The following is a 15,386-nucleotide window of genomic DNA, read 5'->3' as shown; positions in this document are numbered from 1 at the left end:
CCGTTGCCGCCGGCAGCCGTCGGTCGGCCTACGAAAGGTCGTGCCGTGCAGCCGCGTCTCAGCGTCGTCGTGTCGATCCACAACGCAGCGGAGTACCTGACGGAGTGCCTGGAGTCGATCGCCGGGCAGACCCTGTCGTGCTTCGAGGCGGTGCTCGTCGACGACGGTTCCACCGACGACAGCGCGCGGGTCGCGGAGGAGTTCGCCGCCCGTGACCCGCGCTTCCGCCTGGTGCGCAAGAAGCACACCGGAGTGAGCGCCGCGCGCAACCGCGGCGTGCGCGAGACCCCCCGCACCGTCGACTTCCTGGCCTTCGCCGACGGGAACGACGTCATCCCCCACGACGCCTACGACCGCCTGATCGCCAGCCTGGACACCACCGGCTCGGCCTTCGCGGTCGGCAACGTCTGGCAGCTCGGCAAGCACGGCCGCCGCCAGGAGCCCGGGTACCACTGGCTCACCGAGAGCCGGGCACGTACCCACATCACCCGCACCCCCCGGCTGCTCGCGGACCGCACCGCCCGGAACAAGGTGTTCCGCCGCGCGTTCTGGGACCGGCACGCGCTCTCGTTCCCCGAGGGCAGGCAGTACGCGTCGACCCGGGTGACGATCCCGGCGCACTTCCTCGCCGGGTCCGTCGACCTGCTCCGGGAGCACGTCTCGTACCAGCGGGCGGGGCAGGGCGCGGGCGCCGCGCGGCACGCCGACGCGAAGGCGGTACGGGACCGGATCGCGGCGTGCGAGCACATCAGCCGCTTCCTCGCCGTGCAGCAGCCCGCGCACCGGGAGGCGTACGACGCGTCCTGCCTGCGGGGCGACCTCGTGCCGTTCCTGGAGGCGCTGCCGTCGGCCGGGCGCGCGTACCGGGAGGCGTTCCTCGCGGCGGCGCCGGAGTTCGTGGCCCGCGCGGCGCCCGCGGCGCTCGACAGCCTGCCCGCCGGGCTGCGCGTGAAGTGGTACCTGGTGCGCGAGCGGCGGCTGTCCGAGCTGCTGGAGCTGCTCACGTCGGGCCCCGGCGACGACACCGCGTTCCAGATCCGCGGCCGGCTCCTGCGGCACGCGTCCTTCCCGCTGGCCGGCGCGGGGGGCGGGCGCGCGGCGAGCGGGACGAGCGGGGCGGGGACGGCGTCCGGTTCGGGGCAGGTCCAGGGACAACCGGGCAGCGTGGCCCACGGGTCCGAGGAGGCCGGCGAGACGGTGACCCGGCTGGCACGGGCCGAACTGGACGGGGTCGCGCGGGCCCGCGAGATCACCTGGGACGGCGACGGGCGCATCGTCATCAGGGGCTACGCCTACATCCGCAACCTCGAAGCCGCCAAGCCCAACCGGTCCGTCAGGACGGGCGTCCTCGTCTCGGTACGGGACCAGGGTCTGCCGGGGATCCGGAGCGTGCCGGGCGGGCAGGGGCTGCGGGGCGTGCCGCGGGTCCGGCTGGTGCCCACAAGAACCGTTCCCGACCCGGCCGCCACGGCCGAGTCCGGGCAGCGGCTGCACTGCTACGACCAGGCCGGCTTCGAGATGTCCGTGGACCCGTCGAAGCTCAGGGCCGCGGGCCGCTGGCGGCCCGGCGTCTGGTCGCTGGGCGTGCTGATCGCCGCGCACGGGACCGTGCGCCACGCCCCCGTCCGCCCCGCGGGCGCCGCGGCCGCGCAGTGGATCGTGCGCGATCTGGACGACATCCCCAGCGCCGGGCCGGTCAGCAGGCGCGACGCCGGGCGGCTCCGTCTCGAACTGGGCTGGGACGCGGGCGGCCTGACGCTGAGCATCGTCGCCCACCCGGTCCGCGTCGAGGCCCACCACCGCGAGGGAGATGACGTGGTGTTCGCCGGGCGGGTCTTCGACGATGGCGTCCAGGCGCTCCGGCTGTCCCGCCCCGAGGGCCCGGACGGAACCGGAAGCGGAATGCTGATCGAGGCACCGCTCACCCCTGAGGACGGCCGTTTCCGCCTACGGGTCCCGCTCGCCCAGCTGGCGACCGTGCCGGCGCCGGTGCACCGCGCCCCCAAGGAGGTGCCGCCGCCGTGCGCGGAGGTCTGGCGGGCCGACCTGGTCATGGCGGACGGCGGCCTGGCCGCTCCGGCCGCCGTGCCCGGCCTCCCGCCCGGACGGTACGCCCTGGGCGACGGCCGCGAGCTGGTCGCCACGGCGGACGACCGCGGGCTGCTCCGGATCGAGCTGACCCGCCGCCCGATCGCCGACACGGTCCTCTGGGCGGACGACGGCACGCTGACGATCAGCGGGACGGCGTCGGCGGGGGCCGGCACGGGCGGCGGGCCGGGCGGCGGGCCGGGTGCGGAGGCCGGTCGGGATGCCGCCTCCGCGTCCGGCACCCCGTCCGGGGTCCCGGACGCGGAGCTGGTGCTCCGGCACGCCGTGCTCGACGAGGAGGTGACGGTGCCTCTGGTGAGGGTGCCGCAGGGCGCGGCCCCCGACGTGCTCCCTGGGGCAGTCGATTCGGGGAGCGCCCCCAGGGAGACCGTTCCGGACGGTACGGAGGCCGAGGCGCAATCGGAAACGGAACCAGATCCGGAACCCAAGGCCAGCGCCGATCCCGAACCCCCCACAGCCGGCCCGCCCGCGCCCGGACCGCGCGAACTGCTCACGACCGGAGCACAGGCACCGTCGACCCCGCCCACACCCACACCCCCGGCCCACGGCGAGCGCTTCTCGGCAACGCTGGACCCCGGCGGGGACCTGCTGGGCGAGGGCCACTGGTACGCGTACGTACGCGAGCGGGCGCCGAAGCAGACACCGGCTCCGGGGCCGGAACCGGACCCGGAGTCGGCACCGGAGCAGGCGCCGGAACCGGGCACGGCCCCCGACGCACCCCCGGCCACCGGACCCGCCGAGTACCCCCTGCGCGTCCTCGCCCCGCTGGCCGCGGCACTCCCGGCCCACCGCACCTGCCGGAACCGGCCGTGCGCGGTGTACCGCGCGCAGGGCGACCACCTCGTCGTGGAGGCGGGTCCGGTGCTGCCCGCGGCCGAACGGGGCCCGTACGCCCGGCACCGGCTGCGTACCGCGCACTACCCGCGGCAGCGCGAGGAACCGCTGCGGGAGGCGGTGCTCTACACCGCGGGCCGCGCCGACGACTCGCTGCGCGCGGTGCACGAGGAGCTGGTGCGGCGCGGGACCGATGTCGAGCACCTGTGGGTCACCCGGGACCCGCGGGAGCAGGTGCCGCCCGCGGCGCGCGCCGTGCCGGAGCACGGCTCCGACTGGTACGAGGCGCTGGCGCGGTGCCGCCGGATCATCGCCTCGGAGCACCTGCCGGAGTGGTTCGAGCGCCGGGACGGCCAGACGGTCGTCCAGACCTGGCACGGCGTCCCGCTCAAGCGGATCGGTGCCGACCTCGCGGGCAGCCGGTACGCGGACCACGCGCACATCGAGGCGCTGCCGCGCCTGGCGGCGCAGTGGAGCGTGCTGGTCGCCCCCAACCGGTTCGCGATCAGCCGGCTCTGCGGCGCGCTCGGCTACGACGGCGAGCTGCTCCAGGCGGGTTCACCGCGCAACGACGTCCTCTTCTCGCCGGACCGGGAGAAGACCGCCGAGCGGGTGCGGACGGCGCTGGGCATCGAGCCGGGACGGCGGGTGGTGCTGTACGCGCCGACGTACCGGGACCACTACGGGTGGCTGGACACCGGCGGACCGGACGGTTCCGCCGGCCCCGCGGACAGCGCGTACGCGCAAGACTCGTACAGGCAAGGCCCGTCCACGCAAAGCCCGTCCACGCAAAGCCCCTACACGCAAAGCCCGTACACGCAAGGCCCCTACACGCAAAGCCCGTACACGCAAGGCCCCTACACGAAAGGCGCGTACGCGGAGGGCGTGCACGGCCCGGAGCACGGCGCCCGGACCGGCGGTGAGGCGGTGTTCCGTTACGGCTACGAGCCGGCCTTCGACTTCCACGCCGCGGAGCGCGCGCTCGGCGAGGACCACGTGCTGCTGGTGCGCAGGCACCCGCTGGCGTCGGGCCGGCTGCCCGGGGCGCGCGCCCCGTTCGTCCACGACGTCACCCGCCACCCGCACGCCGGGGAGCTGCTGCTGATCGCGGACGTCCTGGTCACGGACTACTCGTCGCTGATGTTCGACTTCGCGCACACGGGCCGTCCGATGCTGTTCCACACCTACGACCTGGAGCACTACCGGGACACGGTGCGCGGCTTCACGCTGGACTTCGAGACCCGCGCGCCCGGCCCCCTGCTCACCTCCACGGACGAGGTCCTGACGGCACTGCGCGACCTGGACGCCCTCACCGAACGCCACGCCGACGCGTACGCCGCGTTCCGTGACGCCTACTGCGACCTGGACGACGGCCAAGCGGCGGCCCGGGTCGCGGACCGGCTGATGCGCTGAGGGCAGCCACGAGGTGCGACACAGGTGCCCTACGGCTCGACACAGGTGCCCTACGGCTCGGCGGAGGTGTCCTGCGGCTCCAGGACGCGCAGCGGATCCAGGGGAACCTCGCTGAGTACGAGGCGGCTGTTGGCGTCCCGGACGCCTGCCTCCTCCTTCAGCCTGCCCACCACGAACTCCAGCTCGCTGGGATCGACGCAGTCGATGGTGAGCTCGTAGTCGTACTGCCCGGTGGTGTGGAAGGCGGCGACGACCTGGGGAACGGCGGCGAGGCGGGCTTCGAACTCCACGCGCCTGATGTCGTCGCGGAGCTTGACGCTGGTCATCGCGCGCAGGTTCTGGCCGAGCGCGGCAGGCTCGATCTCCAGGGTGTAGGCCCGGATGACACCGCCGCGGCGCAGCCTGCGGACCCGTTCGGCCGTGGCGTTGGCGCTGAGCCGCACCGCCTTGCCCAGCTCCTGGTAGGAGGCACGGCTGTCCTGTGCGAGCAGCCGCAGCAGAGCCCGGTCGATCCGGTCCAGTGCGTCGTATCCAGGGGCGTGTCCGGGGGCGTGGCCCGGTGCGCGTCCGGGAACCGCGCGGCGGGGAGCGGGAGCGCCCTGGGCCTGTCCAGGAACCGTCCGTCGAGAAATCATCGGCATCATTCGCCTTCCACTGCGTTTTCCACCGCCGAATCAGGCATACGAGGCGGAGATCAGTGCCCATCGCAGTGTAATCCGTGCCAATGTCATGGCACGTGGACATAGCCCTCATCACGCTGCGTATCTGTCTCTCTCCCGTACTCGTGCTGCTCATGTCCGCCGTGCAGCGGCACTGGGGACCCGTCGTCGGTGGCCGGCTGGCCGGGCTTCCACTGACGTCCGGCCCCGTCGTCGTACTGCTGCTCGCCGCGCACGGCCCGGTGGTTGCGGCGCAGGCGGCCGCGGGGACGCTCCAAGGACTGCTCTCCAGTTGGGGCCTCTCCCTGGCGTACGCCGTCGCCGCCCGCCACGGCCGCGGGCGGCCGGCCTCGCTCCTCGCCGCCCTCACGGTCTTCGCCGCGTCGACCGTGCTGCTGTGGCTGGCCAGGCCCGCGCTGCCCGTCACCCTCGCCCTGATCGCCGTGGCGCTGACCGGGACGCTGCTGTGGCGGCCACCGGGCACCGCCGTTGCCGCGGCTCCCGGCGCATGGTGGGACCTTCCGCTGCGGATGGCCTGCGCCGGTGCCACCGTGCTCGTCCTGACCAGCGTCTCCGGGGTCCTCGGCCCGCGCCTGTCCGGCCTGCTGACGCCGATTCAGGCGATCGCCCTCATCCTCGCCCTGTTCACCCACCGGGCCCAGGGCGGCCTGGCCGCCGCGCACTTCTTCCTCGGTGTCCTCCAGGGCTTCTTCGCCTGCGCCGCCTTCTTCCTCGTTCTCGCCCTCGCCCTCCCCCGCTGGCCCTCCGCCGCCGCCGTGCTCCTCGCCTGCGGCACCGCCGCCGCCGTCCAGACACTGCTGCCGATGCTGCTGGCACGGCTGCCGCTACGGCACGGCCGGCCGCGTCGCACCCGCGTGGTCGCACGTTCCCGGGAACTCCCCGCGGTGGGCACCGCGGACGGCAGGGGAACGCCGGAGGCCGGTCGGGGAGACCGGAACGCGAGGCCGGGAAACGAGCCCAGGCCCAGGGGGAGGGAATCGGCATGCGGTCGGGCCAAGGACGTGCCAGCCTTCCCGAATGGCCTCGAACGGGACGACTCCCCTGCGTACCGCCGCCCGTAACAACGCCGTCTGGTGCGCCGCGGTCTGCCGCTCCCACGGCATACCGAGCACCTTCGGCGAGACGGCCTGGATGAGTGCGCGCCGGACGCCGGAGTACCACCCCGACGCCGTCACCCTGCGCCCGGACGCCGCGGCCGCGGACGTCCTGTCCGGGATCGACACCGCGTCACCCGGGTGTTCGGTCAAGGACAGTTTCGCCACGCTCGACCTCACCGCGGCCGGCTTCGTCGAACTGTTCACCGCCCAGTGGATCCACCGCCCCGCGGGACCCTCCGCAGGAGCGGCACCGGCCCTGCGCGCCGAGCCGGTCTCCACGGCCGCCGCCCTCCGCGCCTGGGTGGCCGCCTGGCACGGCGGTGCCAGGGCCCCGGACGTCTTCCGGCCGGCCCTGCTCGACGACCCGTCGGTGCTGGTGCTCGCCCTCCGCAAGGACGACGACCTCTACGGGGGTGCCGTCCTGAACAGCGGTGCCGGGGTCGTCGGCGCCTCCAACGTCTTCACGGCCGACGGCTGCGACACGGCCGGCACCTGGTCGTCGGCGATCACCGCCGCGGCCGAACACTTCCCCGGCCTCGCCCTGGTCGGCTACGAGCACGGGGACGGCCTCGCGGATGCACTCGGGGCCGGTTTCGCGGTGCTCGGTCCGCTCCGGATCTGGGTGCACGGGTCCTGACCGCCGTCCGCCCGATTGCCGAGGGACATCGCCCGCTCACCACCGCACGGCCGTGAAGTCGACCGGCCGGGGCCGCAGCAACCGGGTGCGTTCCGTCAGGGCCGCGAGCCGCCGGGACATCTCGTCGGCGGGCAGCCGGTGGCGGTCGCCGTGGCCCGGCAGGATTGGCTTTGTCCACGAGAACGCGTGGACAAAGCCACATTGGTCCACGGCGGGCTCCTTCGGTCGTAGGTGGACTGTTCCCCGGACGCCGGCTCTGACGCGGCGCTAGCGGCAGCCCCTCGGCGTCGCCGTCGTACACGGTGATCCGGAGTGCGACGGGACCCCGGGGGTCGACGACCAGCCGTAAGACGGCACACGGGCTGTTGCGTGCGTGACGGCAGGCGTTCGCCATCAACTCCGAGGTACAGAGAGGGCCGCGTCGTCGGCGAGCGCGGCGAGGCGCCGGGAGGCGAGTACGGCGGTGACACAGTCGCGGGCGGTCTTCGGGGCGGTGGGGGTGAGGGGGGATGTGGGGCAGTGGAGGGCGTAGCGGTACGGGAGAGGGGTTCGCGGGGTGGGTGGTGTGGTTTTGGGCATGGCGAATCAACTCCTGGCAGAGCGGGGTTCGCGGGTACCGGTCGGTGGCGTTGCCCCGGTGGGGTGCTCTTCCAACTGGCGTTTGGCATGACCTGGTTGCCATAGTTGCCGCGACGGTGCGTGCGGCAACCTTCACCGAACGTAGCGGACAAATTTGATACGTAGCAAGCCTGTCCGCCATGCTTCACCCGGACGTGCACGCTCAACAGCCAGACAAGGAAAAGCCGATGCCGCCCAGACCAAACCCCACGGCACGCCAGATGCGCCTCGGCACCGAGCTGCGCAAGATGCGGGAGGCGGCGGGCGCCACCGCCCGCGAGGCGGCACAGATCCTCGGCTCCGGCTCGGCCCAGCTCAGCCACCTGGAAGCGGGCCGCTTCGGCGTCAGCGAGCAGCGGATCCGCCGCTTGGCGGCGCATTATGCGTGCGACGACGCTGCTTACGTGGATGCGTTGGTGGCCATGGCCGCGGAGAGGGGTAAGGGGTGGTGGGAGGAGTATCGGGGGATCATGGCCCCATCAGGGCCGGACCTTGCCGAACTTGAGCATCACGCCCTCAGCATCCGCACCTTCGAGATGGCCCACATCCCGGGACTCCTCCAGACAGAGGATCACATGCGGGCAGCTTTTCGCTTCGTCTCGCCCGGCTGGCCGCCAGAGGAGCTGGACAGCTTCATCGAGTTCCGTCTGGAACGACAGAAGATCATCACAGGAGAGCACGGAAAGCCGTTCGATGCAGTGGTTCACGAGGCCGCCCTGCGGATCCGCGTCGGAGGCTGCAAGGTTGCCCAGGCCCAATTGGCCCGCATTCTCACGCTGTCGGAAGCAGTTCACGTGACGTTGCGCGTCGTTCCTTTCGACAGCGAGGCATTTGCAGGAGCTGGCCACTCCATGCTGTACGCATGCGGACCCGTGCCCCAGTTGGACACCGTGCAGATCGACACTGGACACGGCGCGTTCTTCGTCGATGCAGAGGCGCGCCTCAACCAATATCGACAGCGCTACACGAGGATCGAATCCACGGCTTTGGATCCGCGGGCATCAAGGGACCTGATCATGCGGATCTCCCACGAACCATGAGAGGCGGCAGCCCATGGAAACCACTCCGCAGTGGCAGAAGTCGACGTATTCCGACGGCAACCCAGGGGGCAACTGCCTCGAACTCGCGGCCACCTGGCAGAAGTCATCGTTCTCCGACGGCAACTCAGACGGCGACTGCGTGGAACTCAGTGCACCAACAAACAGCCCTGCCCACATACATCTCCGCGAGAGCGAGATGCCCGGCACGATCCTCACCACCGCCCCCGTGGCCCTAGGGGCACTGATAACCGCCCTCAAGGGCAAAACCCTCGACGCACCGGACCTCAGCCCTGCACCGTAGGCCGGATGACGATCTCCCCGATCTCGACGTCGTCCGGCTGCTCGATCGCGAACGCGATGGTGCGGGCCACCGCCTCCGGGTCGATGCCGAATTCGTCCATCCTGCGGCGGGCCTCCTCCCGGACCTCCGGGTGGTCGATGGAGTCGACGAGTTCCGTGCGGACGAAGCCGGGCGACACCGCCGTGGTCCGCAGCACCCCGTCGGTCGACTCCTGCCGCAATGCTTCCAGGAGGGTGCGGACCGCGTTCTTCGTCGCCGCGTACACCGCCTGCGTGGGGACGATCTTCAGGCCGGACGTGGAGACCGTCGTCACCAGGTGCCCGCGCCCCTGCCGCCGGAACACCGGGAGCGCCGCGGCGATGCCGTTCAGGACGCCGCGGAGGTTGACGTCGATCATCGAGGACCAGCCGTCAACGTCGAGGTCGGCGACCGGCCCGATCCTGCTGATGCCGGCGTTGCCCACGAGCACGTCGAGCCGGCCGAACTCGGAGACGGCAAGCTCGACGAGGCGTTCGAGGTCCGCGGCCCGCGTGACGTCGGCGGCGAGGACGGCCGCACGGCCGCCGCGCTCGCGGATGGCGCCTGCCAGCTTCTCCAGCCGCTCCGCACGCCGGGCGCCCAGGACGACCGCCGCCCCGCGCTCGGCGAGCAGCCGTGCCGTGGCCTCGCCGATGCCGCTGCTCGCTCCGGTGATGGCGACGACCTTGCCGTTGACCCCCGTGACCTCTGCGATTCCTGTGATCTCCGACATGAACAGCTCCGTTCTCGGTGATGCCGCAGTAATCTGGACACGTGTCCGATTAGCTTCCAGACTACCGGACACGTGTCCACTTATCCACTTCGCACCGTCAGAGGAGAGATGAACGCACCCCGCCGCCGTGCCGATGCCGAGGAGAACCGGGCGCGGATCATCGAGGCCGCGCGCGCCGCCGTGGCCGGCTCCGAGGAGTTCAAGCTGAACGCGATCGCCAAGCAGGCGGGCGTCGGACAGGGCACCCTCTACCGCCACTTCCCGACCCGCGAGGACCTGCTCGCCGAGGTCTACCGCCAGGACGTCGAAGAACTCGTCGCGGCGGCGCCGCGGCTGCTGGCCGAGCACGCGCCGCTGGAGGCGCTGCGCCGGTGGTTCGACCGGGTGGCCGGCTACGCGCAGGTGAAGCAGGGGGTGTTCGCGGCGGTCGAGGTGGGGGTGTGGCAGGACCTCACGGCGCGCAGCCTCGGTCCGATCGGCGACGCGGTGACCACGCTCCTGGACGCCGGGAAGGCCGACGGGACCGTTCGCGCGGACGTCGACGCGCGCGATGTCATCCTCCTGCTGAGTTGCCTGTCCCGGCTGGACGCGTGGGACTGGGAGCCCCGCGCACGGCACCTGCTGGACATCATCCTGAACGGCCTGCGCGCGGTGCCCGCAGAGTCACGGCCTGTCTGAGAACCGCCTCGGAACCCGCCTCGCCCCGGTCCCGTGCGGCGACACGCACGGCGGTCACCTGGTCTTCCCGAGCGGAGTCTTCCGGGCGCGTTTCCAGCGGGAGGGTGAGAGGCGGCTCGGTACGGTGCACGCCGACGGCCTCAGCCGTGGCGCCGGCCGCTTCCCCGGCCCGCGCCGTGCAGGATCTCAGGAACGGGCCCCCGGCCACGCCCCATTGCCCCCACGCCCCCGCCACGGCAGCATGCGACCGTGCGCTTCTCGATCAATATTCCGAACTTCGGTGACTTCTCCGACCCCAGGACCGTGGCCCGCGTCGCCGCCGCGGCGGAAGAGGCCGGGTGGGACGGGCTGTTCGTGTGGGACCACGTGCTGCACCGGCGCCACGCGCGGCCCTTCGGCGACCCCTGGATGCTGCTGACCGCGGCGGCGCTGGCCACCTCGCGGATCCGGCTCGGCACCCTCGTCACCCCGGTGGCGCGGCGCCGGCCGCACCAGCTCGCCCGGCAGGTCGCCACCCTCGACCACCTCACCGGCGGCCGGGTCACCCTCGGTACGGGGCTCGGCGGGCCGATCGAGGACGAGTACGAGAGCTTCGGCGACGCCACCGACCCGAAGGTGCTGGCCGAGCGCCTGGACGAGGGCCTGGATCTGTTGCAGAAGTACTGGACGGGCGAGCCGGTGACGCACGAGGGCCGGCACTACGTGGCCAAGGACGTGATCCTGCGCCCCGGCACCGTGCAGCGGCCCCGCCCGCCCATCTGGGTGGCCGGTTTCTGGCCGAGCCGTCCGCCGATGCGGCGCGCCGCCCGCTTCGACGGCGCCGTCCCGCTGTTCGCCTCCGCCCGCCACGGCCACCTGCCGCCCCTCGACGAGGTCCGCGAGCTGGCCGCGTACATCCGGCAGCACCGCGCGGACCCCGGCGCCCCCTTCGAACTGGTCCTCGGCGGCGTCAGCCCCACCGATCCCGCCCGCGCCCGCGACGCGCTCGGCCCGCTGGTCGACGCGGGCGCGACCTGGTGGGACGAGCGCCAGCTCCAGGAGGGCGACGACCTGGACCGCCTCGAACCCGTCCTCCGCCGCATCGAGCAGGGACCGCCCGCCCTGTAGGGGCTGGCAGGGCCCAGAGCCCGGCGGGTCTACCTGCGGGGTCCTGGTGGCACGGCGGAGTCCCGCGGGTGAACCCGCCGGGAAACCGCCAGGAGACCCACGGCCCAGGGCGGCCGTCGGGGCCTACGGCCGCCCGGGACCGCCCCCGCGGCGGGCCACCAGCGCCCAGATGCGGTGCGGGACCGTGAACGGGTCCTCCGGGAAGCGTTCCGCCAGGACACGCGCCAGCTCCGCGTCGTACGCCGCGACCCCGGCGTCGGAGAGGGTCGCCCCGACGCCGTTGCAGCTCCGCATCCGCCCTCGCCACTCCTCGTGCGTGAACGGCACCTCGATGTCGAAGCTGAACGTCTCCAGGTCCCGGAAGCCCGCGGCGGCGACATCGACCGTCCACGCCGCGTGGATCCCGGTCCCCCCGGCCATCCGCCATGCGGGATTGTGCGCGAGCACCAGGTCCTCGCTGGCCTCGGCGACGTTGCCCGGCAGTACCAGGTAGTCGCGGTGGCAGATCACCACCGCGCCGCCCGCCGCCAGCAGCCGGTGGGCCTCCGCGGCGGCCCGGCCTCGGTCGAACCAGTGCCAGCACTGCCCCGCCGAGACGACGTCGAAGGCCCCGCCCGGCAGGCCGGTGTCCTCCGCCGGGGCCAGGCGGTAGTCCACCTCCAGGCCGGCCGCGGCGTCCTGGCGGCGGGCCTGGTCCAGCAGCGCCCGGGAGATGTCGACGCCGGTCACCGCGCATCCCGCGGCGGCCAGGTCACGGGCCAGCACGCCGGTTCCGGTGCCGAGGTCCGCGACCCGCTGCCCGGGCAGGCCCACGCCCATCCCGGCCAGCCGGGCGAACAGCTCCGGCGGGAACGCGGTCCGGTACCGGGCGTAGTCGTGCGATGTCCTTCCGAAGTCCACGGTCATCGCATCAGCATGCAGCAGCGGCGCGGGGCGACGAGGGGCGGGTGGGGATGGTCCAGGTCACGTCCGCCTGTCGCGGGTGTCCGGGGAACCGCTCAGCCGGGCGGCCGGGGCTGCCGGACGGCCGGGCGCGTCTACGGACCCCCGTCCGACTACCGCGTACTACCGCGCCCCACCGCGTCAGCGGTCAGAGCGTCCGCAGCCCCGCCGCCGTGGCCGCCGCCAGCCGCGCGAGGTACCCCTTGGGCTGCTTCGCCCTGACGACCACCGCGCGCCAGTACAGCGGCCCCGAGATGAGGTCGAGGGCCAGGTTCTCGTCCAGGTCGGCGGAGAGCTCGCCGCGGTTCACGGCCGCGCGGACGATGCCGCTGGCCACGCCCTCCTGCCCCTCCCGCAGGGCCTTCTGAAGGGCCTCCGCCATGTCGTCGTTGCGCGCGGCCTCCGCCTGGAGGTCGGGGATGACCTGGGACGCGACGGGGTGCCGCAGCGCGCGCGCCGTCAGCTCGTACAGCAGCCTGAGGTCGCCCTCCAGCGAGCCGGTGTCCGGCGTCGGCAGCCCCTGCACCGCGAGCGCCGAGACCAGGTCGAGCACCAGGTGCAGCTTGGAGCGCCAGCGGCGGTAGACCGCGGTCTTGCCGACCCCCGCGCGGCGTGCGATGCCCTCGATCGACATCCGGGCGTAGCCGACGGCCGCCAGCTCCTCGAAGACGGCGACCCGGATCGCCTCCGTCTTGTCCGCCCGCAGCACGGCCGCGCCCGCCGGTGCCCGCCGCCTCGGGCGGGGTGCGGCGCCCGCAGGTGCCCCGCTCGCCGGCGTCGGTGCCCCGCTCGCCGGTGCGTCGTCCGCCGGTGCGGAGCCGGGCCCTGGGGCCCCCTCGGGGGCCGCGGCGCCCGCCGAGCCGGCCGCGCCCGCCGAGCCGGCCGCGCCCGCCGGAGATCGCGCGGGCTCCACAGGTTCCGCCCGGTCGGCGGGATCCGTGGAGTTGGTCGGCGACGTCGTCATGAGGGACAGCATAGATTCGACGTTACAACGAAACGGTTGCGTTCCGACGGCAACACGCTCTACTCTCGACGCTGCGACGATACGGAACCGTCCCAACGCATATATCAAGACACTGTGAGCGGATCCGCAACATCGTTCACCCCTCCCCGAGCGAAAGCAAACGGATGTGAGCCAGGTACTCCACACGCCGTCCTCACCGGCGGAGCCCTCCCCCGGGGGCTCCGGCGCGGCGAGCGCCACCCAGGCCGCCCTCTCGCCCACCGAGCTCGCCGCCCGGTACGGCCTCACGGTCAGCGGCTCACGGCCGAGCCTGCCCGAATACGTGCGCCGGCTCTGGCAGCGGCGGCACTTCATCACCGCGTTCGCCACCGCCAAGCTGACCTCGCAGTACAGCCAGGCCAAGCTCGGCCAGGTCTGGCAGATCATGACCCCGCTGCTGAACGCCGCGGTCTACTACCTCATCTTCGGCCTGCTGCTCAACTCCAAGCGGGGCGTGCCGGACTACATCCCGTTCCTGGTCACGGGCGTGTTCGTGTACACGTTCACCCAGCAGTCGGTGATGGCGGGCACCCGCGCCATCTCCGGCAGCCTGGGGCTGGTGCGCGCCCTGCACTTCCCCCGGGCGTCGCTGCCGATCTCGTTCTGCCTCCAGCAGCTCCAGCAGCTGCTGTTCTCGATGTGCGCCCTGATCGTGATCTGCGTCTGCTTCGGGGTGCCGCCGGCCTTCTCCTGGCTGCTGGCGATCCCCGCGCTCACCCTCCAGTTCACGTTCAACGCCGGGCTCGCCATGATCATGGCGCGTCTCGGCAGCAACACGCCGGACCTCTCGCAGCTCATGCCGTTCGTGCTGCGCACCTGGATGTACATGTCCGGCGTGATGTGGAGCATCAACAAGCTGCTCGACGGCCGCAGCGTCCCGGGGTTCGTCAAGCTGCTGCTCCAGGCCAACCCGGCCGCCGTCTACATCGACCTGATGCGCTTCTCGCTCATCGACAGCTTCCACGCCGACCAGCTGCCGCCCCACGTCTGGGCGCTGGCCGTGGGCTGGGCGCTGGTCGCCGGAGTCGGCGGGTTCATCTTTTTCTGGCAGGCGGAGGAGACGTACGGCCGTGGCTGACACGATGACCCACACCGGCAGCGAGGGGCAGGGCGGCGCGCCCGGCGACGGCCCCGCCCCCACAGTGATCGTCGACGACGTCGACATCGTCTACCGCGTCAACGGCACCAAGGGCGGCCGGGGCGGCGCCCCCGCCGCGCTCCGCCGGATCCTGCGGCCGGGCTCCACGGCGAAGGCGTCGGGCGTGCGGACCGTGCACGCGGTCAAGAAGGTCTCGTTCACCGCCTACAAGGGCGAGGCGATCGGCCTCATCGGAACCAACGGCTCCGGCAAGTCGACCCTGCTCAAGGCCATCGCCGGGCTGCTGCCCGTGGAGAACGGCCAGATCTTCACCAACGGCCAGCCCTCGCTGCTCGGCGTGAACGCGGCCCTGATGAACGACCTGACGGGCGAGCGGAACGTCTACCTCGGCGGTCTCGCCATGGGCATGTCCCGTGCGCAGATCAAGGAGCGGTACCAGGGGATAGTCGACTTCTCCGGGATCAACGAGAAGGGCGACTTCATCACCCTCCCGATGCGGACCTACTCGTCCGGTATGGCGGCCCGGCTGCGGTTCTCGATCGCCGCGGCCAAGGACCACGACGTCCTCCTCATCGACGAGGCCCTCGCCACCGGCGACCGCTCGTTCCAGCGCCGCTCGGAGGCCCGCATCCGCGAACTGCGCGCCGAGGCCGGCACGGTCTTCCTCGTCAGCCACAACAACAACTCCATCCGCGACACCTGCGAACGGGTGCTGTGGCTGGAGCGCGGCGAGCTGAGGATGGACGGGCCGACGGCGGACGTCATCAAGGAGTACGAGGCGTTCACGAAGAAGTAGGGCCCCGGCGGAGAGCCGAAAAAAGCGCCGGGCGCCGGTCACCCACCGGAGGTGGGCGCCCGGCGCCCGGCCCGGGCACGACAGAGACAGCCCCTTTCGGACGGTGGCGTCCTGACTCGTCTCGTCGTGGTTGCTCGCGCAGTTCCCCGCGCCCCTTGCGGGGCGCGGGGAACTGCGCGAGCACCACCTACGGACTGATGGTCCGGACACGACCGAAACCGCCCCGCCGGAACGGGTACGGGGCGCAGCCCCGACCTGAAAGGGGCGCGGGGAACTGCGCG

13 protein-coding genes and 1 pseudogene are annotated in these 15,386 nt (G+C 72.7%); 9 read left to right on the top strand and 5 right to left on the bottom strand.

Annotated elements, in window-relative coordinates:
* Window positions 1–45 precede the first annotated feature (45 nt).
* A complete protein-coding gene (locus Sm713_RS40245) occupies window positions 46–4,356 on the top strand; it encodes a CDP-glycerol glycerophosphotransferase family protein (protein WP_249416196.1) in 4,311 nt (1,436 codons plus the stop codon).
* A gap of 50 nt (window positions 4,357–4,406) precedes the next feature.
* Here Sm713_RS40245 and Sm713_RS09830 read toward each other — a convergent pair whose 3' ends face one another.
* On the bottom strand, window positions 4,407–4,991 hold the full coding sequence (locus Sm713_RS09830) for an Lrp/AsnC family transcriptional regulator (RefSeq protein WP_212909253.1): 585 nt from the start codon (window positions 4,989–4,991) through the stop codon (window positions 4,407–4,409).
* Between the two features lie 89 nt (window positions 4,992–5,080).
* Between Sm713_RS09830 and Sm713_RS09825 the strand changes: the two genes are divergently transcribed.
* Window positions 5,081–6,097, top strand: a complete 1,017-nt coding sequence (locus tag Sm713_RS09825; protein ID WP_212909252.1) for a hypothetical protein — start codon at window positions 5,081–5,083, stop codon at window positions 6,095–6,097.
* Window positions 6,054–6,770: a hypothetical protein gene (locus tag Sm713_RS09820; protein ID WP_212909251.1), complete on the top strand. Its 717-nt coding sequence runs from the start codon at window positions 6,054–6,056 to the stop codon at window positions 6,768–6,770. Before Sm713_RS09825 ends, Sm713_RS09820 begins: the two co-directional genes overlap by 44 nt.
* Window positions 6,771–6,806: 36 nt before the next feature.
* Here Sm713_RS09820 and Sm713_RS09815 read toward each other — a convergent pair.
* Window positions 6,807–6,935: pseudogene (locus tag Sm713_RS09815) on the bottom strand (MBL fold metallo-hydrolase); the annotation flags it as partial.
* A 593-nt stretch (window positions 6,936–7,528) separates the two neighbouring features.
* Here Sm713_RS09815 and Sm713_RS09810 point away from each other — a divergent pair.
* The gene (locus Sm713_RS09810; RefSeq protein ID WP_308293158.1) at window positions 7,529–8,428 is read left to right on the top strand and encodes a DUF5753 domain-containing protein; all 900 of its coding nucleotides are present in this window, start codon (window positions 7,529–7,531) and stop codon (window positions 8,426–8,428) included.
* Between the two features lie 13 nt (window positions 8,429–8,441).
* Window positions 8,442–8,729: a DUF397 domain-containing protein gene (locus Sm713_RS09805; protein WP_212909250.1), complete on the top strand. Its 288-nt coding sequence runs from the start codon at window positions 8,442–8,444 to the stop codon at window positions 8,727–8,729.
* Here Sm713_RS09805 and Sm713_RS09800 read toward each other — a convergent pair.
* Window positions 8,713–9,480, bottom strand: a complete 768-nt coding sequence (locus tag Sm713_RS09800; protein ID WP_212909249.1) for an SDR family oxidoreductase — start codon at window positions 9,478–9,480, stop codon at window positions 8,713–8,715. The genes Sm713_RS09805 and Sm713_RS09800 overlap by 17 nt on opposite strands.
* Before the next feature lie 108 nt (window positions 9,481–9,588).
* On the opposite strand from Sm713_RS09800, the gene Sm713_RS09795 reads away from it, so the two are divergent.
* Window positions 9,589–10,158 carry a TetR/AcrR family transcriptional regulator gene (locus tag Sm713_RS09795; protein ID WP_212909248.1) on the top strand — a complete coding sequence of 190 codons (570 nt, stop codon included), beginning with the start codon at window positions 9,589–9,591 and terminating at the stop codon, window positions 10,156–10,158.
* A gap of 249 nt (window positions 10,159–10,407) precedes the next feature.
* On the top strand, window positions 10,408–11,265 hold the full coding sequence (locus Sm713_RS09790; RefSeq protein WP_212909247.1) for an LLM class flavin-dependent oxidoreductase: 858 nt from the start codon (window positions 10,408–10,410) through the stop codon (window positions 11,263–11,265).
* 123 nt (window positions 11,266–11,388) lie between these two features.
* Here Sm713_RS09790 and Sm713_RS09785 read toward each other — a convergent pair whose 3' ends face one another.
* Together Sm713_RS09785 and Sm713_RS09780 are read right to left on the bottom strand one after the other, a co-directional pair.
* A complete protein-coding gene (locus Sm713_RS09785; protein ID WP_212909246.1) occupies window positions 11,389–12,171 on the bottom strand; it encodes a class I SAM-dependent methyltransferase in 783 nt (260 codons plus the stop codon).
* 184 nt (window positions 12,172–12,355) lie between these two features.
* Complete coding sequence (locus Sm713_RS09780) at window positions 12,356–13,120, bottom strand: TetR/AcrR family transcriptional regulator (protein WP_212911905.1); 765 nt, start codon at window positions 13,118–13,120, stop codon at window positions 12,356–12,358.
* Between the two features lie 217 nt (window positions 13,121–13,337).
* Between Sm713_RS09780 and Sm713_RS09775 the strand changes: the two genes are divergently transcribed.
* Together Sm713_RS09775 and Sm713_RS09770 are read left to right on the top strand one after the other, a co-directional pair.
* Window positions 13,338–14,288 (top strand): ABC transporter permease, encoded by a 951-nt coding sequence (locus Sm713_RS09775; RefSeq protein WP_212909245.1) that lies wholly within the window; start codon window positions 13,338–13,340, stop codon window positions 14,286–14,288.
* A gap of 4 nt (window positions 14,289–14,292) precedes the next feature.
* The gene (locus tag Sm713_RS09770; protein WP_212911904.1) at window positions 14,293–15,105 is read left to right on the top strand and encodes an ABC transporter ATP-binding protein; all 813 of its coding nucleotides are present in this window, start codon (window positions 14,293–14,295) and stop codon (window positions 15,103–15,105) included.
* The last annotated feature ends 281 nt before the right edge of the window (window positions 15,106–15,386 follow it).

The sequence above is a fragment of the Streptomyces sp. TS71-3 genome, assembly GCF_018327685.1.
Lineage (GTDB): Bacteria > Actinomycetota > Actinomycetes > Streptomycetales > Streptomycetaceae > Streptomyces.
The sequence above is the reverse complement of the archived record's forward strand: the minus strand, read 5'-3'. Positions and strand labels throughout refer to the sequence as shown.